The sequence below is a fragment of the Rhodoferax sp. genome (assembly GCF_028689295.1).
GTDB lineage: Bacteria > Pseudomonadota > Gammaproteobacteria > Burkholderiales > Burkholderiaceae_C > Rhodoferax.
On record NZ_JAQTWL010000002.1, the window covers coordinates 204,861 to 226,449 of the forward strand.

Below are 21,589 nucleotides of genomic sequence, written 5' to 3' on the forward strand. Positions count from 1 at the left end.
GCGCTTAGTTTATTCTCTGGGCGAAACCTCTGAGGCTGGCAGTGGCTGCGGTCTAAGCATCCTTTTGGCCATGCCGCGCAAGATGTGAATTTCTTCCTGCGTCACTGCCGCGCGGTTGAACAATTGGTTCAGGCGCGGCATGAGTTTTTTGGGCGATTGCGGGTCGAGAAAACCGATGCCGGTGAGCGCCTGCTCCAAGTGCGCCAGCATGCCTGCCACCTGCGCCGCATCGGCCAGCACCGCTTCGGTGGTAACCGCCTGCACCGGGTAGGCACCCAGCGCCACACGCCAGTCGTAGGCAATCACCTGCAGGGCGGCACCCAGGTTGAGCGAGCCGAATCTGGGGTTGCTGGGAATACTTAAGGCAGCATGGCAGCGGTAAACGTCTTCGTTACGCATGCCAAAACGCTCGGAACCGAACAAAAAGGCGACACCGCAGTGCGGGGTGTCTTGCACTTTCAGGAGCGCCGCGAAGTGCTCGCGCGGCGTCACCGTGGGTGGGCCGAAGTCGCGCGGGGTCATGGCGGTGGCGCACAGGTGCGTCATGCCATCGAGCGCTTCATCGAGCGTGGCCACGATGCGGGCGTTTTTGAGCACATCGGTGGCGCCGCTGGCGCGCTGGATGGTTTCTTCGCGATTGAGCACGTTGGTCCAGCGCGGCGCGACCAGCACCAGGTCGTCGAAACCCATGGTTTTCATGGCGCGTGCGGCCGCGCCGACGTTGCCGGCGTGGCTGGTATTGATCAGGATAAAGCGCGTCTGCATAGGAATACCCAAACACTGGCCGTTAAAATAACGCCATTGTCGCTGCCCGCATCGCCTTGCAGCGCGTCGCTCATCCATCTCACAGACTCAGGCTCCCGCAGTCCGTTCTACAAAAATCGATATGAATCCTTCTAACTTGCACCCCATGGTCAACGTGGCCGTGAAGGCCGCACGCGCTGCTGGCGCCATCATCAACCGCGCCGCGCTCGATGTGGAGTCGGTCCGCGTTTCGCAAAAACAGGTCAACGACTTTGTCACCGAAGTGGATCAGGCGTCCGAGCAAACCATCATCGAAACCCTGCTCACCGCTTACCCCGGCCACGCCATCTGGGCAGAGGAATCGGGTCGCGTTCACGGCGCGCAAGACTCCGAGTTTGTCTGGATCATCGATCCGCTGGACGGCACCACCAATTTCATCCACGGCCTGCCCATTTACTGTGTCAGCATTGCGCTGGCCGTTCGGGGCAAGGTCGAGCAGGCCGTCATTTACGATCCCAGCCGCAACGACCTCTTCACCGCCACCAAAGGGCGCGGCGCTTACCAGAACAATCGCCGCCTGCGCGTGGCCAAGCGCACCCGCTTGCAGGAATGCCTGATTTCCACCGGTTTTCCCTACCGCCATGATGACGACTTCAACACCTACCTGCGCATGATGGGCGACATGATGCAACGCACCGCCGGCCTGCGCCGCCCCGGCGCCGCCGCGCTTGACCTGGCCTATGTGGCCGCCGGTTTTACCGATGGCTTTTTTGAAACCGGTTTGCAGCCCTGGGATGTAGCTGCGGGCTCGCTATTGATCACCGAAGCCGGTGGCCTGGTCGGTAATTTCTCGGGCGACGCCAACTTTCTGGAACAAAAAGAATGCATGGCGGCCAACCCGCACATTTACGGCCAGATGGTGGCGCTGCTGGGCAAATACAGCAAATTTGCCAATGCCGGTAACAAAGCCGCCGTGCGCGAAGCCGTGGCGGAACTGGCCAAGACGCCCACCTAAAACAAACAGCAGGACAACCATCGGCCCGGAGCGGCCCAAGATACCGGTTTGTTACCTGCGCCGCGCCGAGCGCACACCCGGCAGTTCGGCCACCAGGCCCAGCACCTTGTGCAGGCGTCCCGAGTCGGAGACTTCCACCGTAAAGGTCATCCAGGCCGTGCCCTTGATGGACTGCGTCTGCACGCCGGTCACGTTCATCTTTTCCTTGGTGAAGACTTCAGAGATGTCGCGCAGCAGGCCTTGCCGGTCTTGCGCCTGCACTGCCACATCCACAGGAAACACCGAGCCGCCGGCGGTCTGGTTCAGGCCCCATTCGACGTCAATCAGGCGCTCGCCATTTTTCGCGACCATTTCCTTCAGGTTGGGGCAGTCGGTGCGGTGCACGCTGACGCCTTTGCCCCGGGTGACGAAACCGCAGATGGCATCGGGTGGTGCCGGTTTGCAGCACTTGGCCATTTGCGTCATGAGCGAGTCCACGCCCACCACCAGCAAGCCACCCTTGCTGGGGTTGCTGTCGCTACGGGGCTTGCGGATCAGCGGCGCCTCCAAGTCATGCTGGCTAGGCTCGTCGGGGCGCAACTGCTGCTCGATGGCGCGCAGCGAAAATTCTTCCTTGCCCACCACCTCGAACAGGGCGTCGGCCGAGGTGAAGCCAAGCTGGGAAGCCAGGTCGTCGAGCTTGAGGGCGGTCTTGCCCTCGCGTTGCAACAGTTTTTCCACGGCTTCACGGCCTTTGGCGATGGTCTCCGCCATGGCCTGGGCGTTGAACCAGGCGCGCACCTTGGTGCGGGCGCGGTGGCTGACCAAGTAGCCCTGATCAGGGTTGAGCCAGTCGCGCGACGGGCCGCCCTCTTTCACCGTGATGACTTCCACCGTCTGGCCGTTTTTGAGCGGCGTGTTAAGCGGCACCATGACACCATCGACGCGGGCGCCGCGGCAGCGGTGACCCAGGCTGGTGTGCACGCTGTAGGCGAAGTCCACCGCCGTGGCACCTTGCGGCAACTCGACAATGGCGGCTTCGGGGGTCAGGACATAAATCAGGTCGTCAAAAACGCCCGTTGTCTGGGTGCCCGAGAGGTCGCGCTCCCACGCCAGCAACTGGCGCAGCACCGCAATTTTGTTGTCGTAGGCACCGCTGGCCGAGACTCCGGCGTAGCCCTTGGCGCCGGCTTCCTTGTAGGCCCAATGAGCGGCGACACCGTTTTCGGCATGGTCGTGCATGGCTTGGGTGCGAATCTGGATTTCGCAGACCTGGCCTCCACGATCGCGCACCACTGTGTGCAGCGACTGGTAACCGTTGACCTTGGGCTTGGCGATGTAGTCGTCGAATTCCTCCGGCAAAGGGGTGTAGTGGCTGTGCACCCAACTCAGGGCGGCATAACACTCGGGCACACTGGCCACGATGATGCGTAGCGCGCGCACGTCATACACCTGCTCAAAACCAAGCTCCTTGCCGCGCATCTTCTTGACAATGCTGAAAATGTGCTTGGGCCGACCCGAGACGCTGGCGCCAATGCCATTGGCGTTCAGGTCGGTCTCCAGCTGGGCGCGCATGCGCTCAACGTAGGCTTCGCGCTCGGCGCGTTTTTCATCGAGCCAGTTGGCCACCTGGCGATAAGTGTCGGGCTCCTGGAAACGAAACGCCAGGTCCTCCATTTCCCACTTGATTTCCCAGATGCCCAGGCGATTTGCCAGCGGCGCAAAGACCTGCAGGGCCTCGGCGGCAATGCCGTCCGACACCGGCAGTTTGGATGCCGCAAAGAAGCGCAGGGTTTGCAGGCGCGAGGCCAGGCGCAGCATGACCACGCGCAGATCGCGCGAAAAAGCCAGCAGCATCTTGCGCACGTTCTCGGTCTGCAAGGCACCGGCCTGCAGGCTGGCACTGTTGTTGTGCGCCAGCGCCAGCCGGGCCAGGCGCGCTTGACGCTGCACCCGCACCAGTTTGGTGGTTTCTATGGCCAGGGCGGCAAAATTGTCGCCAAATGCCTTGGCGATCAACTCTTGCGGGCGGTTCAGGTGGTCGCAGGCATAGACAAGATAGCTGGCGGCCTGCATGGCTTCGGAGCCGCCAATACTGCGCAGGATGTCGGCCACCGCATCAGCATGAGCAAGGATGTTTTCCCCGGTGTCGAGCGTCTCGGTGGCCAACAGGGGTTCGGCAAAGGCGCGGGCACGCGCCAGCGCGTTGGCTTGTTCGGGCATACTGTGCGCGGTGGCCGCCACTACCGGCAACACCGGTTTGGAGGCAGAGGCGTTTTCGGTACTGGCAGTGAATTGACTTTTCATCAGAAGTGACGCCGCCTCAAGCCAGCAAAAATGACACCACAGCCTGCACCTGATCGTCCGCGATAAAAGTCGGCGCGTGGCCGACACCGGCAAATTCGAGCAGGCTGGCTTTGGGGCCGCGCCGGGTCATGGCGTGTGCCGTCTCGGGTGACAGCAGATCCGATTCGGCACCGCGAACCAGCAGGGTTTTGGCATTGATCTGGTCATAGGATTGCCACAGCATGGCCTCGCCCTGCGCGGCGGACTCAGGCGTGACTGCCTTGAAGGGCTCGGCAAGCGCCGGGTCGTAGTGCAGCGTCAGGCGGCCGCTGTCATCGTTCAAGGGTTTGAGCATGGGCCGCGTCAGCGCCAGCCACTGCTCGGGAGTGTGGGGGCCAAAGCTGCTGGCGACCGCCCACAAGGCATCCGCCGCCTGCTGCTCGGTCTCGAAGGCGCCGGTCTTCCCAAGATACAGGCCGATGCGCTGCAGGGCCTGCCACTCGATCACCGGCCCCACATCGTTGAGCACCAAGCGGCGTACCTTGGCAAACGCGGGCGCGTCAGGCAGGCCCGCCACCACCATGCCGATCAGCCCGCCCATGCTGGTGCCGAGCCAGTCGAGCGTGCTGGGCTGCAACTGCATCAGCAAGGCCAGCATGTCACCGGCGTAGCTTGGAATCTGGTAGCCCGCCGGGTCTTTCAACCAGTCGCTTTTGCCACGCCCAACCACGTCAGGGCAGACCACACGCAGGCTCTGGCCGCTGTCGGCAGCGCGCCGGCACAGGGCTTGCGCCAGCAGATCGAAGTCGCGGCCCTGGCGCGTCAGACCATGCACGCACAGCACCACGTGGCCGCTGTCAGGCTCGCCCCACTGCCAATAGGCCATGCGGTGGCCGCCCTGCGCATCGGGGCAAGTGACAAATTCAAGGCTGGGTTCAAACATGGCGAAGTCGGCAATCAGGTGGAAGGCTGGATAATGAGCGGGTGGCTTGCGCCGATGACTTGCGTCAGGCATATGGCAACATCCTAATTCAAACTCGGTCTGAACTCTTCCGGCTCTAGCCAATCAACCATCATTTTCGGAGAAATATCCCATGCTCAAAGGCAAGACAGCGCTCGTCACCGGTTCCACCAGCGGCATTGGTCTGGGCATTGCCAAGGCCCTGGCCGCCCAAGGCGCCAACATCGTGATGAACGGCTTTGGCGATGTCGAGACCCCCAAGGCGGTCATTGCGGCGCTGGCCGTCAAAGTGGGCTACCACGGCGCAGACATGAGCAAGCCCGACGAAATTGCGGCCATGATGGCCTATGCCGCCGAACAGTTCGGCCGGGTCGATATTTTGGTCAACAACGCCGGCATCCAGCACGTGGCGCGCATCGAGAACTTTCCGCCAGAGCGCTGGGACGCCATCATCGCCATCAACCTGAGCAGCGCGTTTCACGCCACGCGGCTGGCGCTGCCGGCTATGCAGGCGGCGGGCTGGGGCCGCATCATCAACGTGGCCTCTGTGCACGGGCTGGTGGCGTCGGCAGAAAAATCGGCCTATGTCGCGGCCAAGCACGGTGTGGTCGGCCTGACCAAAGTGACCGCGCTGGAAAACGCCACCACCGGCGTCACCTGCAACGCCATCTGCCCGGGCTGGGTATTGACGCCGTTGGTGCAAAAACAGGTCGATGCCAAGGCCGCCGCCTTGGGCTTGTCCAACGAGGGGGCCAAAAAACTGCTACTGGGCGAAAAAGAGCCCTCAATGCAGTTCACCACCCCCGAAGAATTGGGCGCGCTGGCGGTGTTCTTCTGCTCACCCGGCGGCAACAATGTGCGCGGAGTGGCGTGGAACATGGACGGCGGCTGGGCCGCGCAGTAGCTCAGGGGCGAATGTAAGGCCAGCCTTCTTGCTGGCGTTTCATGATCTCGATCACGCCGGCGGGCACGTAGCTGATGGCCGGGTTCATGTCAGCCAAGACCAGTTTATTGGCCTTCATGGTGTTTTCGCAGGCCACCACCTGAACCCCTGATTTGATGGCGTCATTGATCCGGTTGGCCGTAACGGCATCAAACTTGAGCATGCCGATGCCGGGGCCAAAAGCCACCATTTCAATTTGAACCTTGTCAGCGCCAAGATCATTCTGGATGTTTTTGGCGGCGTTCAGCGCCAGATTCCATTTGGCGGCATCGCCGTCACTGACCTGCATCACGACTTGTTTCCTGGGCGCCGCCGGTGCGTTGGCACACCCCGACGCCATCAAAGTGATGCCAACCAGCGCCAGCGCGAGACATAGGGTTCTGCGATTCATGGGGTTTGTCTCCAATTTAATTCAAAAGCTGAGGCAAGGATGGTAGTTAACCTGTCTTGCGTTAAATACAGGTGTTAACCCCAACACCACCACTCCAGAAAATTACACTCCCGCGGGTGTAAAGTGCGTGCCACCTATTTCACGAGGAATTCAAGATGAGCAATGAACTATCGGGTGCAGAACAAGCCCTTGGCGACGCATCGCGTGATTACCACCGCTTTCCCACCCACGGCAAGATTTCGGTCAACGCCACCAAACCGCTGATCAACCAGCGAGATCTGGCGCTAGCCTACTCACCCGGTGTGGCTTACCCCTGCCTGGATATTCAGGCCAACCCGGATCTGGCTTATGAATACACCAGCAGAGGCAACCTGGTGGGGGTGATCACCAACGGCACCGCCGTGCTGGGCCTGGGCGACATTGGACCGCTGGCGGGCAAACCCGTGATGGAGGGCAAGGCCTGCTTGTTCAAGAAATTTGCCGGTGTGAATGTGTTCGACATTGAACTCGACGAGCGGGATCCGGACAAGCTCGTCGAAATCATCGCTGCGTTGGAGCCGACACTGGGCGGCATCAACCTGGAGGACATCAAGGCGCCCGAATGTTTTTACATCGAAGAAAAGCTCAAGGCGCGTATGGGCATCCCTGTGTTTCATGACGACCAGCATGGCACCGCCATCATTTCCAGCGCGGCGCTGGTCAATGCGCTGGAACTGGTGGGCAAGAAGATCGGCGACGTGAAGGTGGCGGTGTCTGGCGCCGGCGCGGCGTCCATCGCCTGCCTGAACGTGATGGTGGGCTTGGGAGTGCAGGTCAAGAACGTGTTTATTTGCGACTCCAAGGGTTTGGTTTACAAAGGTCGCCCCGGCGGTTATGACGCCTCCAAAGCCCGCTTCGAGCAAGACACCAGCGCCCGCACGCTGGCCGATGTCGTCAACCAGGCCGATGTGTTCCTCGGCTGCTCGGCCGCGGGCGTGCTGACACAGGACATGGTCAAGACCATGGCAGACAAGCCCATCATCCTGGCGCTGGCCAACCCAGAGCCTGAAATTCGCCCGGAGTTGGCCAAGGCGGCGCGACCTGACTGCATCATTGCCACCGGCCGCTCGGACTACCCGAACCAGGTCAACAATGTGCTTTGTTTCCCGTATATCTTCAGGGGTGCGCTGGACTGCGGCGCGACCCAGATCACCGAAGCCATGAAGCTGGCCTGCGTGCATGAAATTGCCGCCCTGGCCAAGGCCGACATCAGCGAAGAAGTGGCCCATGCCTACGCCGGCCAGGAGTTGGCCTTTGGCGTGGACTTCATCATTCCCAAGCCCTTTGACTCGCGCCTGATTCTGCGCATTGCGCCCGCCGTGGCCGCTGCGGCCGAGGCCTCGGGCGTGGCCAAGCGCCCCATCAAGGACATGGACGCCTATCGCCGCACGCTGTCGCGCTTCATTTATTCCACCGGCCTGCTGATGGAGCCGGTCTTCAACGCGGCCCGCAACGCGCCAGCCGCCACCAAACGCGTGGCTTATGCCGAAGGCGAAGACGAACGCGTGCTGCGCGCTGCCCAGATCGTCGTCGAGGGCAACCTGGCGCGCCCGATTTTGATTGGCCGCCCGGCGGTAATGGAAGCGCGTATTGCCAAGGCTGGCTTGCGCCTGCAACTGGGCCGCGACGCGGATGTGGTCAACCCCGAGAACGACCCGCGCTTTCGCTTGTATTGGGAAAGCTACCACAAACTCATGGGGCGAAACGGTGTCAGCCCGGAAGCCGCCAAGGCCGCAGTGCGCCGTTCCACCACCATCATTGCGGCACTGAGTGTCAAGCTGGGCCATGCCGACGCCATGCTGTGCGGGCTGCATGGCCGCTTCGACGTGCACCTGGAGCATGTGCGCGACGTGATTGGCCGTGCGCCCGGGGTCAGCAACTATGCCACCCTGAACGCGCTGATGCTGGAGCGCCACTCACTGTTTGTAGCCGACACCTATGTCAACGAAGACCCCAGCGCCGAGCAATTGGCCAGCATCGCGCAGATGGCCGCCACCGAGGTCAGGCGCTTCGGCCTGGCCCCCAAGGTGGCGTTTTTGTCGCACTCCAACTACGGCTCATCCACACGGGCCTCCGCCCGCAAAATGCGCGCCGCCAGAGACTTGTTCAGAGTTGCCTGCCCTGACGTGGAATGCGACGGCGAACTGCAGGGCGATGCCGCCCTGTCGGAAGAGATTCGCCACACCAGCCTGATGGAAACCAGCCTCAACGGGCCGGCGAACATCCTGATCTGCCCCAATCTGGATGCCGCCAACATCCTGTTCAATGTGCTCAAGATGACCGGCAGCAATGGCGTCACGGTGGGTCCCATTTTGCTGGGTGCTGCCGCCACCGCGCATGTGCTCAACCCGTCCAGCACCGTGCGCCGTGTCGTCAACATGACGGCGCTGGCGGTGGCCGATGTAAGCGCGTTGCGCTAAACAGGGGGGCAACACTGGAAACAGCCCTCATTCAATGAGATGAGCTGGCACGCCCAACTTGACATCGATTACAGCGTTGATCAGCAGCGCAGCGTAGCGCGCCATAGCCACAAAGGGCCGCTGCGCATACTCCAAAGCCTGTACCCCGAAGGCGATGCCATTTGCCACAACGTGCTGGTGCACCCGCCCGGTGGGCTGGTGGGCGGCGACACTCTGGACATGACGATTGCGGCCAGCGGCACGGCCCATGGCCTGATCACCACGCCGGGCGCAACACGCTTTTATCGCTCAACAGGCGAGACGGCGATGCAGCGCACCCGCATTTCGCTGCAAGACCAGGCGCGCCTGGAATGGTTGCCGCTGGAAGCCATCGCCTACAACTCCTGCCTGGCGGAAAACCACATGACCGTAACCCTCGGACCCGAGGCAGAGTTCATGGGCTGGGATATCACTGCGCTTGGCCTGCCCAGTGCGAACTTGCCCTTTGATGAAGGCCAATTCTTGCAACACATTGAGGTGCCCGGCCTGTGGCTGGAGCGGGGCCTGATGAAGGCCCATGACCGCTGCTTGATGGATGGTCCGTTGGGCCTCGCCGGGCAACGCTGCATGGCTTCGCTGTTTTTTGTCAGCGGCAGCAAAATGACCCGGAACCGACGTGAGGCCGGGCTGGAACTGGCCCGCCAGGTGATCACCGGCCACGCCTTGACCACCACAGCGGGCGCGACTTGCCCGAACGAGCAGGTAATGGTGCTGCGGGTGCTGGCCCCGCTGGTGGAACCCGCGGCGGACCTGCTGCGCCAGGTGTGGCAGGTGTGGCGGCAACACTTTTGGCGATTGCCCGCGACTGTGCCGCGCATCTGGTCGACCTAATCAGTTGGGGACAGAGCACGTCGCTTTGCGAGTGGTCTGACCCGCAAAGTCTCAGGTCTTAAATCGCCACCAGTTGGCGCACGCCGTCAATCTCCATGTTGGCGCCCAGTCCCTGTGCACGCACGGCGCCGCGCTCCATCACCACGTAGTTGTCGGCGAGTTCCTGAGCAAAGTCGTAATACTGCTCCACCAGCACAATCGCCATGTCACCACGTTCGGCCAGCATACGAATGACGCGGCCGATGTCCTTGATGACGCTGGGCTGGATGCCCTCAGTGGGCTCGTCCAGGATCAGCAGCTTGGGTCCGGCCGCCAGCGCACGGGCGATAGCCAGCTGCTGCTGTTGCCCGCCCGACAGGTCACCGCCGCGGCGGTGCAGCATTTGCTTGAGCACCGGAAACAGCTCGAACAGTTCAGGCGGGATCGGTGTGCTGGCGGGCTTGTAGGCCAGACCCATGGCCAGGTTTTCCTGCACCGTGAGGCGGCCAAAAATCTCGCGCCCCTGAGGCACAAATCCAATACCGGCGCGGGCGCGCTCATATGGCGTGGCGTTGTGGATCGGTTGGCCATCAAATTCGATGCTGCCACTCTTGATCGGCACCAGGCCCATCAGGCTTTTCAACAATGTGGTCTTGCCGACCCCGTTGCGCCCCAGAATGACCGTAACCTTCCCCAAGGTGGCCTGCAGGCTGACGTCGCGCAGGATGTGCGATCCGCCGTAGTATTGGTTGATGTTTTTGACGTTCAGCATAAGGTTGCCATCTCATCGGCCCAGATAGACTTCAATGACGCGCTCGTCGGCCTGCACCTGCGCCAGCGTGCCTTGGGCCAGCACCGAGCCGTCGCACAACACGGTGACGATGTCAGAAATGGTGTTGATGAAACTCATGTCGTGCTCCACCACCATCAGTGAGTGTTTGCCTTTGAGGCTTAAAAACAGTTCGGCGGTACGCTCGGTTTCCTCGTCGGTCATGCCCGCCACCGGCTCGTCGAGCAGCAGCAGCTTTGGGTCCTGCATCAGCAGCATGCCGATCTCCAGCCACTGTTTTTGGCCGTGGCTAAGATTGCCGGCCTGGCCGCGCACGCTGTCCACCAGGTGAATGGTGTGCAGCACTTCCGCCAGGCGGTCGCTCTGGGCGGAGTCGAGCCGGAAGAACATCGAACGGGTGACCGTTTTGTTGGTTTTGAGCGCCAACTCCAGGTTCTCGAACACGCTCAACTGCTCGAACACCGTGGGTTTCTGGAACTTGCGGCCAATGCCCATCTGGGCGATTTCGGATTCCTTGTAGCGCAGCAGGTCGATGGTGCTGCCAAAGAACATATGACCTTCATCGGGGCGCGTCTTGCCGGTGATGATGTCCATCATGGTGGTCTTGCCGGCGCCGTTGGGTCCAATGATGCAGCGCAGCTCGCCCGGCGCAATGTCCAGGCTCAGCTTGTTGATGGCCTTGAAACCGTCGAAGCTCACGCTCACGTCTTCGAGGTAAAGAATGCGGCCGTGTGTGACGTCGACTTCGCCGGGTGTGGCAATGCGCGAAAAGCCCGCCTGACGCCCACCCGATTCGGTTTGCCCTAGCTTGGCGGTCTGAGCAGTCTGATAAACCTCCAGTCGCCGGGCGCACTGCTCCATCAATTCGGGGGTCATTTCGCACCGTCCTTCAATTTTTTGACCAAGCCCACCACACCGTTGGGCAGGAACAGCGTCACACCAATGAACAGCAGGCCCAAAAAGTACAACCAGAACTCGGGGTAGGCTACCGTCAGCCAGCTCTTGGCCCCGTTCACAATGAAGGCCCCCACAATCGGGCCGATCAGCGTGGCGCGCCCGCCCACGGCGGCCCAGATAGCGATTTCGATCGAGTTGGCCGGGCTCATTTCGCTCGGGTTGATGATGCCCACCTGCGGCACATACAGGGCGCCGGCCACGCCACACATCATGGCCGAAATAGTCCAGATGGTGAGCTTGTAGCCCAGTGGGTTGTAGCCGCTGAACATGACCCGGGTTTCAGCATCACGCACCGCCTGCAGGACCCGGCCAAACTTGCTGCCAATGAGCCAGCGCGCCATCAAGAAGAAACCCAGCAGCGTCAAGCCGGTCAGCACAAACAGGGTCATGCGCATCTCTTGTGTCGCCACCGGAATGCCCAAGATCCGCTTGAAATCGGTGAAGCCGTTGTTGCCGCCAAAACCGGTCTCGTTGCGAAAGAACAGCAGCATGGCGGCAAAGGTCAGGGCCTGGGTGATGATGGAAAAGTACACCCCCTTGATGCGCGAGCGAAAGGCAAAGTAACCAAAGACATAAGCCACCAGCCCGGGCACCGCCACGATCATGACCAGCGTGGCGATGAAACTGTCAGACAGGGTCCAGTGCCAGGGCAGCGCCTTCCAGTCCAGAAACACCATGAAGTCGGGCAGGTTGCTTTTGTAGTTGCCGTCGGTACCAATCTGGCGCATCAGGTACATGCCCATGACGTAGCCGCCGAGTGCAAAAAACAGGCCATGGCCCAGGCTCAGGATGCCACTGAAGCCCCAGATCAGGTCCATCGCCAGCGCGCAAATGGCGTAACACATGATCTTGCCAAGCAGGCCCACGGCGTAATCGCTCAGGTGGAAAACGCTGTTGGCGGGCACCCATAAATTGAGCACAGGTGCCACCGCGCACACCAGCAATATGGAAATGATGAAAGCACTCCAGCCAGTGCGCGTCAGAAGTGGACTTTTTGACGGAAGCGCTACCCCAACCGTTCGGGCTGAGCCTGTCGAAGCCCACCCTTCGACAGGCTCAGGGCGAACGGAAGGGGGCTCAGGGCGAACGGCAATGTTGTCTTCAGTTTTGTGCATGTTCATGCCTCGGCCGAACGGCCACGCATGGCAAAGATGCCTTGCGGTCGCTTTTGAATAAAGATGATGATGAACACCAGCACGGCAATCTTGGCCAGCACAGCACCCGCCCAGCCTTCCAGGAATTTGTTCAGGATGCCCAGCCCCAGGGCGGCATAGACGGTACCGGCCAGTTGACCAACGCCACCCAACACCACCACCATGAAGGCATCAACGATGTAGCCCTGGCCCAGGTCCGGCCCCACGTTGCCGACCTGGCTCAAAGCACAGCCGGCCAGCCCGGCAATGCCCGAACCCAGGGCAAAGGCATAGGTGTCGATGCGCGCGGTGTTGACACCCATGCACGACGCAATCGGCCGGTTTTGCGTAACGCCGCGCACAAATAGTCCCAATCTTGTTTTACCGATGAGCCAAGCCACCGAGCCCAACACAAAGAGGGCAAAGCAGATGATGACCAGCCGATTGAACGGCAACGACAAATTGCCCAGCACCTGCACACCGCCGCTCATCCACGAGGGGTTTTCCACGCCCACGTTTTGCGCGCCAAAGATCGTGCGAACCAATTGCATCAACATCAGGCTAATGCCCCAGGTGGCCAGCAGCGTCTCCAGCGGCCGGCCATACAAAAAACGGATCACGCTGCGCTCAAGCAGTGCGCCCATCAGCGCAGAAGCAATGAAAGCCACCGGCATCGCCGCGAGGAGATACCAGTCAAATGCGCCAGGCAGGTGGCGCTGAAACAGCCCCTGCACCACGTAGGTGGCATAGGCGCCAATCATCATCAGCTCACCATGCGCCATGTTGATGACACCCATGAGACCATAGGTAATGGCCAGGCCCAGCGCCACCAGCAGCAGGATGGACCCAAGGCTGATGCCGCTGAACACTGCGCCCAACCTGTCGCCCCAGGCCAGCCTGGACTCCACCTCGCGCAGCGCCTTGCCCAAGACCGCTTTGACCCCGGTGTCAGACTCGGACTCCAGGTGTGCCAGCAGGATGGTCTTGGTTCCAGACTGGTTGCTGGAGCCCAACAAGGCGGCCGCTTGCAGACGTTGTGATTTGTCGGTGCTGCCCAGCAGCGCAGCGGCACGCACCAGCGCCAGCTGGTCCTTGATATTGGGGTTTTGCTCGGCCGCAAAGGCTTGCTCGATCAGTGCCAGCTTGCTCGGGTCGGCATCGCTTTGCATCTGCTGCACGGCGGCCATTCGCACGCTGTCGTCTTTGGAAAAGAGCTTGAGCGCCGCCAGAGCCGAGTCAATTTCGCCGCGCATGCGGTTGTTATTAATCACGTCTTCGGCATCGTCTGGCAAGGCAAATTCAGTGCCAGAGGCCGGGTCAACGCCTTTGTCGCCCCTGACCATGATGGCCTTGCCGCGCACCAGCTTGACCGCATCCTCGGCCAGAGCCTGCAAAAACACCGCAGTACCGGCATCGGCATGGGCCACAGCCTGGCTCAGGGCTTCGATGCGGGCATCGGTCTCACCAGTGCTGATGGCATTGACCTCATCCACGCTGATCGCGTGGGCACTCGCGGCGAGCGACACAATAGCAGTGAAAAACAGTTTTGAAAACAACATAAAGACCCTGTAGGGTGGGCGCGTTGGCAGTGCCCACACTGCAATTTCCATGGCTTTCCCCGGCTCGCCTTGTCTTTTGTAGGAGCTGCGCCCTCGCAGCGATTGGCTATTGAATTCAAAACAGCCATCGTCGCGGGGGCGCGACTCCTACAGGGACATCAGCGCAGCTTCAAAAAAGCGATTTATTTCTTCACTGGCTCATCCGGCTTGGATGCATTGCCTTCGATGTACGGGCTCCATGGCTTGGCTTTCACCGGGCCGGGGGTCTTCCAGACCACGTTGAACTGGCCGTCGGCCTTGATCTCGCCTATGAACACCGACTTGTGCAGGTGGTGATTCTTTTCATCCATCTTGCTCACAATGCCGCTGGGTGCCTTGAAGGTCTGGCCGGCCATGGCGGCGATCACCTTGTCGACATCGGTGGACTTGGCTTTTTCAACGGCCTGCTTCCACATGTTGATGCCGATGTAAGTGGCTTCCATCGGGTCGTTGGTCAAAGGCTTGTCCTTGTGACCAGCGATGTTCTTGGCCTTGGCATAGGCTGACCATTTCTTGATGAACTCGGTGTTGGTCGGGTTCTTGATCGACTGGAAGTAGTTCCAGGCGGCCAGATGCCCCACCAGCGGCTTGGTGTCAACACCGCGCAGCTCTTCTTCACCCACGCTGAACGCAACCACCGGCACGTCTTTGGCCTTCAGGCCGGCGTTGCCGAGTTCCTTGTAGAACGGTACATTGGAGTCGCCATTGATGGTGGACACCACGGCGGTCTTGCCGCCGGCCGAGAATTTTTTGATGTCAGCCACGATGGTCTGGTAATCCGAGTGACCAAACGGGGTGTACTTCTCGTCGATGTCGGTGTCTTTCACGCCCTTGGATTTCAGGTAGGCGCGCAAGATCTTGTTGGTGGTGCGGGGGTAAACGTAGTCGGTGCCCAGCAGTACCCAGCGTTTGGCGCCGCCGCCGTCTTTGCTCATCAAATAGTCCACTGCGGGAATCGCTTGCTGATTCGGTGCGGCACCGGTGTAGAACACGTTTTTCGACAGCTCTTCACCCTCGTACTGCACCGGGTAGAACAGCAGGCCGTTCATTTCCTCGACCACTGGCAAGACCGACTTGCGCGACACACTTGTCCAGCAACCAAAGATCACATCCACCTTGTTCTGACCCAGCAACTGCTTGGTCTTTTCGGCAAACAGCGGCCAGTTGGAGGCCGGGTCAACCACCACGGGCTCCAACTTTTTGCCGAGCAAACCGCCCTTGGCATTGATCTCGTCAATCGCCATCAGCACGGTGTCTTTCAACACGGTTTCCGAAATGGCCATGGTGCCAGACAAGCTGTGCAGGATGCCGACCTTGATGGTGTCGGCGGCCAGCGCCGGCAGCGCCGTGAGGGTGGTGAGCGCGACGGCGGCGGTGAGCGCCTTGAGCGTAAAACGACGTGAGTTCAAAGATTGCATGTGCTACTCCAAAGTTGATGAAACCGTTGTCGCTGTTTCCGCAGCGATGGGGTAACTTTAGGGAGGGTCGGCAGTTCTGGAAATACGCCGAGTGGCGTAGGCCCGCACGGCGGCGGCACCTGATGGCGCATCGCTATTGGTCGTTCTCGCCTCGTTTTGGGTTCTAATTCACGTTTACAACAGGCAGCAGTCATATTTTCAGCAAAACTGCGCTTCTCCTGATAACGCCTTCACGCCGGAAAACCATGAAGCATTTGCGTTTCTTCTTTTTCAAACCATGGTCCCGCCTCGTGCTGCTCGCCATGACTGTCGGTGCTTGCGCCACCAAATCCGCTGCGCCTCCAAGTGCGCACGCTCTCTCGGTTCCTGCAGCCATCATGGCGCTGGAACAACACCATGTTGAATTTGGCGGCGGAGTCCATCTCGATTACCAGATCAAGCGGACAATCTCCTCCTTGAACGGCATCAGCTGCTACGCCTTCATTACCGGCACACTGAACAATGATTCAAACCATGTGTTGAGCCGCCGGACGATTCTCGACTTCAATTTCTTCAGCGGCGGCAAGCAGTCTTTTCGCGACCTGACCCATCCTGTGATGAACGTGCCTCCCGGCAGCGGTACGATGTTTGAAATGGTGGTTTCTCCAGTGCACCAGCATGGCTGTGTCAACTATGACCGCATTGATATTGCACTGAGAAAAGTCGTCCTGAAGTGAACGGACAGATTTGGTAAGACGCCGGCTAGCCCTCGAACTGCGGCTGCAGTTGCCGTATGCGGCGCATCGCCATGGCGGCAGCGGCGGTGCGGGTCTCGACACCCAGTTTGGCAAACACATGCTCGAGGTGTTTCTTCACGGTCATCGGGCTTGACCCCACGATATCGCCGATGTCGCGGTTGATCTTGCCCTTGACCACCCAGTACAGCACCTCGGCTTCCTTCGGGGTGAGCTTGAAGCACAGGCCCATCGCCTCGATCACACTCTCATCACTGACCTCCTGCATGATGATGAGCCAGTCGCCGCCACCCTCGCTGTCGCCAATCTGCTGGTGCAGGCGAAAGCCCAGGCGTTTGGGACCGGCCTCAATGCTGAGGCGTGGCGGTTCGACACCGCTCAACCCCTTCGCCACATGGCGGCGCAGCCAGGTCAGCACGGGGATCGGCGTGGTAGGCGCGTCGGTGCCGTAATAACGCATCAGCAACTCACGCGCCAGCGAGGTCTGCCACATCAAGCGCCCGTCGCTCACACGCACGGTGATGCTGGCATAACCAAAGGCATCGAGCGCGTTGCGGGTCTGGCGCTTCTCACGCGCGCCCTGCAGGTGCACCGCCATGCGCGCCAGCACCTCTTTGGGCTTGATCGGCTTGGTCACGTAGTCCACACCACCGGCTTCCAGCGCGGCCACCAGGTGCTCGGTCTCGGTCAGGCCGGTCATGAAAATGATCGGGATGTGCGCCGTTTGCGGGTCGGCCTTGAGTTGGCGCGCCACCTCAAAACCGTCCATGCCGGGCATCATGGCGTCGAGCAGCACCACGTCGGGCAGCGCTTGCGCCGCGCGCTGCAGGGCGGCCGTACCGCTGAGGGCCACCAGCACGGTGTAGCCCGATTCGTCCAGCGCGTCGTGCAGCACCGCCAGGTTGTCGGGCACGTCGTCGACAATCAGCACCACATCGCTGTTGGCGCGGTCCAGCGTGCGGTCAAGCGCCTTGTTTGTGTTATTGGTCATGGTCAATGCCGGCCAACTGCTGGCTCATGGTCTCAAACTGGAATTGACGGGCCAGGTCGCGCATGCTGGCGACAAACCCGGCGCACTCGGGCTGCGCCGCCTCCAGCGCGTCAAGCTGGTTCAGGATGCCACGGTAAAAGCCCAGCGTCACCACCTCCTGCAAGGCGTCGAGCTGGGCTCGATCCGGGTAAACGAGCGCGCCGGCCGGGCGCCTCTGCGGGCTTGCCAGCACCGGCTCAAGGGTCTCCAGCCAGGTCAGGCCCAGGCGCTGGGTCAGCCAGTCCAGCAGATCGGCGTGGCGCACCGGCTTGCAAAAAAAGTCATCGCCGGGAACACCAGCATCGTTGTCCAGCCCTTTGTCAAAGGCGTTGGCCGACACGATGGCAATGTTGGCGACTGGGCGCTGCGTGGCTTGCTCCAGCACCCGCACCCGGCGCACGGTTTCCCAGCCGTCAATGCCGGGCATGGCCAGGTCCATGAACACGGCATGGGGCTGGTAACCGCTGGCCAGCAAGTCCAGGGCGTCATGGCCGCTGGCTGCGGTGCGGAGCTCGAAACCCAGGGGTTGCAGCACTTGCACCAGAAGTTCCCGGTCAGCCTCGTCGTTGTCAACCACCAGCACCCGCTGGCGCGGCCCGACATAGCCCAGACGCGGTTTGACCGGCGCGACCAGGGGCGTGCCCCGCTGCGCGGCCCCCTCGCCGGTGGCTGCAAAACTGGTGTGCAGCTCGGGCAAGAAGAGTTTGACCTTGAACACCGAGCCTACGCCCGGCTGGCTGCTGACGCTGAGGTCGCCCCCCATCAGATCGGTCAGCATCCGGGCAATGGTCAAACCCATGCCGGCCCCGGGCGCACCCAGGCCAGTCGCGTTGGCGCGGGCAAAGGGCTCAAACACATGCGCCAGATCATCTTCACTCAAGCCAGGCCCGGTGTCTTCGACCTCGATGTGGGCCATTTCAACCGCATAGCGCAAGCGCAGGGTCACCTGGCCGTTTGCGGTGAACTTGATGGCGTTGCCCAGCAGGTTCAGCAAAATCTGGCGCACCCGCTTCTCGTCCGCCCTCACCACGGCAGGCAACTTGCCTTGCACCTCGAAGACAAAGCGCAAGGCCTTGCGCTCGGCTTCAAGCTCAAACATGTCGGCCAGGTCCTGCATGAAGTCGGCAAACGCCAGCGGCCTGGCCTTCAGCGTCAGCCGGCCCGCCTCGATGTGTGCCAGGTCGAGCGTGCCTTCGATGAGTGAGAGCAAATGCTCACCACCACGTTTGATCACCGCGACGGCCTGCTTGCGGTGCGCCGGAATGCTGGCGTCCTGCCCCATCAACTGGGCATAACCCAGAATGCTGTTGAGCGGCGTGCGCAGCTCGTGGCTGATGGCGCTGATATAGCGGCTCTTGGCTTGATTGGCGCGTTCTGCAGCCTGCTTGGCCAATTGCAGCGCGGCATCGGTCTGGCGGTGCAACTCAATTTCTCGCAGCAACAGGCTGGTCTGCCGGTTGGATTCGTCCTGCGCCACCCGACGACTCTGATGCGCGAGCACCACCCACCAGGCCACCAGGCCGGCAATCAGCAGCAAGGCCATGTAGGCCTTGACAAAGCCCGAACGCAGCGCCTCCTGGCCAATCTGCAGCATTGGCGTGTCGAAAATCGCCCGCGCCAACGCGCCGGTTTCCTGCTGGTAAAGCAGGCCAAAAACAACCCCAAGCAGCGGCGCAATCACCAGCATCAAGAGCAAAAAGTAGCCCAACCCCTTGTCCAACAGCGCCCAGCTGCGCCGTGGCAACAGCCAGTGCAGCGCCACTGACCATTGGGCGGCCAGACTGGCGTGCGGTTTGCACAGGTCGCCACAGCGGGCGTCAAGCGTGCAGCAAAGTGAACAAATTGGTCCCTGATAGGCGGGGCAATGCGCCATGTCGGGGACTTCGTAGTCGCGCTCGCAAATTACGCATCGCTGCAGGCGCTGGTAAGCGCCCGCATCCGAGGTCGGCAAAACCTTGGCAGCGCGCGCCAGGTAGTACTTGCCCCGGGTGGCCACGGCAATAAGGGGCGAGGTGACCAATGCCACGGCCAAAGCGATCAGCGCCGAAAACGCCTGCGCCATTGGACCGAAGAACCCCAGATAGGCTGTGACCGACAGCACCGAGGCCAGCGCCATGGCGCCCACACCCACCGGGTTGATGTCATACAAATAGGCACGCTTGAACTCAATGCCCCGGGGGCTCAGGCCCAGGGGCTTGTTGATGACCAGGTCGGCCACCACCGTCATCATCCAGGCAATGGCGATGTTGGAATACAGCCCGAGCACTGCCCCCAGGGCGGCAAAGACGTTCATCTCCATCAGCATGAAGGCGATCAGCGTGTTGAACACCACCCACACCACGCGCCCGGGGTGGCTGTGCGTCAGGCGCGAAAAAAAGTTGCTCCAGGCCAGCGAGCCGGCGTAGGCGTTGGTGACATTGATCTTGAGCTGCGACACCACCACAAACAGCGCCGTGGCCGCCACCGCCCAACCATAGTTCGGAAATACATACTCGTAGGCGGCCAGGTACATCTGATTGGGGTCCACCGCTCGCTCTGGCGGCACCGCGTGGCTGATGGCCAAGTAGCCCAACAAGGCGCCGCCCAGCATTTTCAGCACCCCCAGAATCACCCAGCCCGGACCGCCCAGCAGCACGCTGAGCCACCAGCTACGACTGTTGGCGGCGCTCAAAGTGGGCATGAAGCGCAGGTAGTCGGCCTGTTCGCCCATTTGCGTCATCAGCGCGACCCCCACCGTCAGCGCCGCACCAAACAAGGGCAGACTGAAGCCTTCCGACTGGCCCTTTTCACCAACATAGTGCACCACCCCCGCAAACGCAGTGGGCTCGCGCCACAGCACAAAGGCAAACGGCAGCAGCCACATCACGAGCCACAGCGGCTGCGTCCAGACCTGCAAGCGGCTGATGGTGGACACCCCGTGTGTCACCAGCGGGATCACCACCAGCGCGCAGATCAGATAACCCCAGCGCGGCGGTATGTCCAGCGCCAGCTCCAGCGCGTAGGCCATGACAGCGGCTTCGAGCGCGAAAAAGATGAAGGTGAAAGAGGCATAAATCAGCGACGTCAACGTTGATCCGATGTAACCAAAACCGGCACCACGCGTGAGTAAGTCCATGTCGACACCGTATTTGGCGGCGTAGATGCTGATCGGCAATCCTGCCAAAAAGATGATCAGCCCGGTGGCCAGAATCGCCCAAAGTGCGTTGACAAAACCGTATTGCACCAGCAGTGTGGCACCCACCGCCTCCAATATCAAAAAAGCGGCGGCACCGCCGAGTGCGGTTTGCGCCACCCGCCACGGCGACCATTGGCGAAAGCCCTGCGGCGTGAAGCGCAAAGCGTAGTCTTCCAGCGTTTCGCTGGCCACCCAGCCGTTGTAGTCCCGGCGCACCAACGTGATGCGCTGCGACGGCGCGTCCTGATGCACTGAACTGGATGGGGGCTGGAATGCTGAAGTCACACCACAACGGTGCAGTATTCATGCCATGCCAGGCACAACGACGGCGTCCAGCGCGGTGGGCAGTCTGGGTGGCTGACGATTTTTGGTACCCCAGTATGAGGAAGCTGCCCAGACTTTCCGCCGCGCGGGTTAATCCGCCAATTCTTAGGCACGGCTTTTGCATTATTGAAATTATGGAACTCACCCCCCGCGAAAAAGACAAGCTCCTGCTGTTCACCGCCGGCCTGCTGGCAGAACGCCGAAAAGCACGTGGCTTGAAACTCAACTACCCCGAAGCCGTGGCGCTGATCAGCTGCGCCGTGATGGAAGGCGCGCGCGACGGCCAAACCGTGGCCCAGCTCATGAGCTTTGGCCGCACCATACTGACACGCGCCGACGTGATGGACGGCATCGCCGACATGATTCCCGACATCCAGGTTGAGGCCACCTTCCCCGATGGCACCAAGTTGGTCACGGTCCACCAGCCGATTGTCTGAAAATCAATAAAGCGAGCCATCCATGATCCCTGGCGAAGTATTCACCGATGGCCCCGACCATGTGCTCAACCCCGGCAGGCGCACCCAGACACTGGTGGTGGTCAACGCGTCCGAGCGCCCGATCCAGGTCGGCTCGCATTACCACTTTGCCGAAACCAACGCCGCGCTCGGCTTTGACCGTGCCGCAGCGCAAGGCATGCGATTGAACATCCCGTCGGGGTCGGCGGTGCGTTTTGAGCCGGGCCAGCAGCGCACGGTGGAACTGGTGGACTATGCAGGACGTCGCATTGTTTACGGCTTTCGTGGCCTCACTCAAGGTGCACTTTAACTGCCAAGCACCGTTCGGGCTGAGCCTGTCGAAGCCCA

General features: G+C 61.2%; 18 protein-coding genes. 7 read left to right on the forward strand and 11 right to left on the reverse strand.

The window, feature by feature from the left end; all coding sequences use genetic code 11:
• Positions 1–9 precede the first annotated feature (9 nt).
• On the reverse strand, positions 10–765 hold the full coding sequence (locus PHF15_RS03295; RefSeq protein WP_300118925.1) for an RNA methyltransferase: 756 nt from the start codon (positions 763–765) through the stop codon (positions 10–12).
• Between the two features lie 121 nt (positions 766–886).
• Between PHF15_RS03295 and PHF15_RS03300 the strand changes: the two genes are divergently transcribed.
• Positions 887–1,759 (forward strand): inositol monophosphatase family protein, encoded by an 873-nt coding sequence (locus tag PHF15_RS03300; protein WP_300118926.1) that lies wholly within the window; start codon positions 887–889, stop codon positions 1,757–1,759.
• 51 nt (positions 1,760–1,810) lie between these two features.
• On the opposite strand, the gene PHF15_RS03305 is transcribed toward PHF15_RS03300, so the two are convergent.
• Together PHF15_RS03305 and PHF15_RS03310 are read right to left on the reverse strand one after the other, a co-directional pair.
• Positions 1,811–4,045 carry a bifunctional (p)ppGpp synthetase/guanosine-3',5'-bis(diphosphate) 3'-pyrophosphohydrolase gene (locus PHF15_RS03305; RefSeq protein WP_300118927.1) on the reverse strand — a complete coding sequence of 745 codons (2,235 nt, stop codon included), beginning with the start codon at positions 4,043–4,045 and terminating at the stop codon, positions 1,811–1,813.
• Positions 4,046–4,061: 16 nt separating this feature from the next.
• A complete protein-coding gene (locus PHF15_RS03310) occupies positions 4,062–4,967 on the reverse strand; it encodes an alpha/beta fold hydrolase (protein ID WP_300119093.1) in 906 nt (301 codons plus the stop codon).
• Positions 4,968–5,118: 151 nt separating this feature from the next.
• On the opposite strand from PHF15_RS03310, the gene PHF15_RS03315 reads away from it, so the two are divergent.
• Positions 5,119–5,889 (forward strand): 3-hydroxybutyrate dehydrogenase, encoded by a 771-nt coding sequence (locus tag PHF15_RS03315; RefSeq protein ID WP_300118928.1) that lies wholly within the window; start codon positions 5,119–5,121, stop codon positions 5,887–5,889.
• 1 nt (position 5,890) lies between these two features.
• Here PHF15_RS03315 and PHF15_RS03320 read toward each other — a convergent pair whose 3' ends face one another.
• A complete protein-coding gene (locus PHF15_RS03320) occupies positions 5,891–6,319 on the reverse strand; it encodes a DsrE family protein (protein ID WP_300118929.1) in 429 nt (142 codons plus the stop codon).
• Between the two features lie 155 nt (positions 6,320–6,474).
• On the opposite strand from PHF15_RS03320, the gene PHF15_RS03325 reads away from it, so the two are divergent.
• Positions 6,475–8,778, forward strand: coding sequence for an NADP-dependent malic enzyme (locus tag PHF15_RS03325; protein ID WP_300118930.1), 2,304 nt, complete (start codon positions 6,475–6,477; stop codon positions 8,776–8,778).
• Positions 8,779–8,817: 39 nt separating this feature from the next.
• Complete coding sequence (locus PHF15_RS03330; protein WP_300118932.1) at positions 8,818–9,648, forward strand: urease accessory protein UreD; 831 nt, start codon at positions 8,818–8,820, stop codon at positions 9,646–9,648.
• Between the two features lie 58 nt (positions 9,649–9,706).
• On the opposite strand, the gene urtE is transcribed toward PHF15_RS03330, so the two are convergent.
• The 5 genes from urtE to urtA form a co-directional block, all read right to left on the reverse strand.
• Positions 9,707–10,399, reverse strand: coding sequence for an urea ABC transporter ATP-binding subunit UrtE (gene urtE / locus PHF15_RS03335; RefSeq protein WP_300118933.1), 693 nt, complete (start codon positions 10,397–10,399; stop codon positions 9,707–9,709).
• Between the two features lie 12 nt (positions 10,400–10,411).
• The gene (urtD, locus tag PHF15_RS03340) at positions 10,412–11,293 is read right to left on the reverse strand and encodes an urea ABC transporter ATP-binding protein UrtD (RefSeq protein ID WP_300118935.1); all 882 of its coding nucleotides are present in this window, start codon (positions 11,291–11,293) and stop codon (positions 10,412–10,414) included.
• Complete coding sequence (gene urtC / locus PHF15_RS03345; protein ID WP_300119094.1) at positions 11,290–12,357, reverse strand: urea ABC transporter permease subunit UrtC; 1,068 nt, start codon at positions 12,355–12,357, stop codon at positions 11,290–11,292. The genes urtD and urtC overlap by 4 nt, the downstream gene beginning before the upstream one ends.
• A gap of 134 nt (positions 12,358–12,491) precedes the next feature.
• Positions 12,492–14,066, reverse strand: a complete 1,575-nt coding sequence (gene urtB, locus PHF15_RS03350; protein ID WP_300118937.1) for an urea ABC transporter permease subunit UrtB — start codon at positions 14,064–14,066, stop codon at positions 12,492–12,494.
• 182 nt (positions 14,067–14,248) lie between these two features.
• A complete protein-coding gene (gene urtA / locus PHF15_RS03355; protein ID WP_300118938.1) occupies positions 14,249–15,523 on the reverse strand; it encodes an urea ABC transporter substrate-binding protein in 1,275 nt (424 codons plus the stop codon).
• 245 nt (positions 15,524–15,768) lie between these two features.
• On the opposite strand from urtA, the gene PHF15_RS03360 reads away from it, so the two are divergent.
• Positions 15,769–16,239 carry a hypothetical protein gene (locus PHF15_RS03360; RefSeq protein WP_300118940.1) on the forward strand — a complete coding sequence of 157 codons (471 nt, stop codon included), beginning with the start codon at positions 15,769–15,771 and terminating at the stop codon, positions 16,237–16,239.
• Between the two features lie 25 nt (positions 16,240–16,264).
• Here the strand turns inward: PHF15_RS03360 and PHF15_RS03365 are convergent, their stop codons facing one another.
• Positions 16,265–17,248, reverse strand: coding sequence for a response regulator (locus tag PHF15_RS03365; protein ID WP_300118941.1), 984 nt, complete (start codon positions 17,246–17,248; stop codon positions 16,265–16,267).
• Entirely contained in the window at positions 17,238–20,747 is a 3,510-nt protein-coding gene (locus tag PHF15_RS03370) for an ATP-binding protein (RefSeq protein WP_300118943.1), read from the reverse strand. The genes PHF15_RS03365 and PHF15_RS03370 overlap by 11 nt, the downstream gene beginning before the upstream one ends.
• 173 nt (positions 20,748–20,920) lie before the next feature.
• Here PHF15_RS03370 and ureA point away from each other — a divergent pair, with 173 nt between their 5' ends.
• Together ureA and PHF15_RS03380 are read left to right on the forward strand one after the other, a co-directional pair.
• Positions 20,921–21,223, forward strand: a complete 303-nt coding sequence (gene ureA, locus PHF15_RS03375) for an urease subunit gamma (RefSeq protein ID WP_300118945.1) — start codon at positions 20,921–20,923, stop codon at positions 21,221–21,223.
• A gap of 22 nt (positions 21,224–21,245) precedes the next feature.
• The gene (locus PHF15_RS03380; RefSeq protein WP_300118947.1) at positions 21,246–21,551 is read left to right on the forward strand and encodes an urease subunit beta; all 306 of its coding nucleotides are present in this window, start codon (positions 21,246–21,248) and stop codon (positions 21,549–21,551) included.
• Positions 21,552–21,589 lie beyond the last annotated feature (38 nt).

Excerpts from the sequence above, each read along its gene's own strand:
- PHF15_RS03305 (WP_300118927.1), bottom strand. The coding sequence starts at position 4,045 with ATGAAAAGTCAATTCACTGCCAGTACCGAAAACGCCTCTGCCTCCAAA.
- ureA (WP_300118945.1), top strand. The coding sequence starts at position 20,921 with ATGGAACTCACCCCCCGCGAAAAAGACAAGCTCCTGCTGTTCACCGCC.
- PHF15_RS03320 (WP_300118929.1), bottom strand. The coding sequence starts at position 6,319 with ATGAATCGCAGAACCCTATGTCTCGCGCTGGCGCTGGTTGGCATCACT.
- urtE (WP_300118933.1), bottom strand. The coding sequence starts at position 10,399 with ATGCTGAACGTCAAAAACATCAACCAATACTACGGCGGATCGCACATC.
- PHF15_RS03330 (WP_300118932.1), top strand. The coding sequence starts at position 8,818 with ATGAGCTGGCACGCCCAACTTGACATCGATTACAGCGTTGATCAGCAG.
- PHF15_RS03325 (WP_300118930.1), top strand. The coding sequence starts at position 6,475 with ATGAGCAATGAACTATCGGGTGCAGAACAAGCCCTTGGCGACGCATCG.
- PHF15_RS03295 (WP_300118925.1), bottom strand. The coding sequence starts at position 765 with ATGCAGACGCGCTTTATCCTGATCAATACCAGCCACGCCGGCAACGTC.
- urtA (WP_300118938.1), bottom strand. The coding sequence starts at position 15,523 with ATGCAATCTTTGAACTCACGTCGTTTTACGCTCAAGGCGCTCACCGCC.
- urtD (WP_300118935.1), bottom strand. The coding sequence starts at position 11,293 with ATGACCCCCGAATTGATGGAGCAGTGCGCCCGGCGACTGGAGGTTTAT.
- PHF15_RS03380 (WP_300118947.1), top strand. The coding sequence starts at position 21,246 with ATGATCCCTGGCGAAGTATTCACCGATGGCCCCGACCATGTGCTCAAC.
- urtB (WP_300118937.1), bottom strand. The coding sequence starts at position 14,066 with ATGTTGTTTTCAAAACTGTTTTTCACTGCTATTGTGTCGCTCGCCGCG.
- PHF15_RS03310 (WP_300119093.1), bottom strand. The coding sequence starts at position 4,967 with ATGTTTGAACCCAGCCTTGAATTTGTCACTTGCCCCGATGCGCAGGGC.
- PHF15_RS03300 (WP_300118926.1), top strand. The coding sequence starts at position 887 with ATGAATCCTTCTAACTTGCACCCCATGGTCAACGTGGCCGTGAAGGCC.
- PHF15_RS03360 (WP_300118940.1), top strand. The coding sequence starts at position 15,769 with ATGAAGCATTTGCGTTTCTTCTTTTTCAAACCATGGTCCCGCCTCGTG.
- PHF15_RS03365 (WP_300118941.1), bottom strand. The coding sequence starts at position 17,248 with ATGACCAATAACACAAACAAGGCGCTTGACCGCACGCTGGACCGCGCC.
- PHF15_RS03315 (WP_300118928.1), top strand. The coding sequence starts at position 5,119 with ATGCTCAAAGGCAAGACAGCGCTCGTCACCGGTTCCACCAGCGGCATT.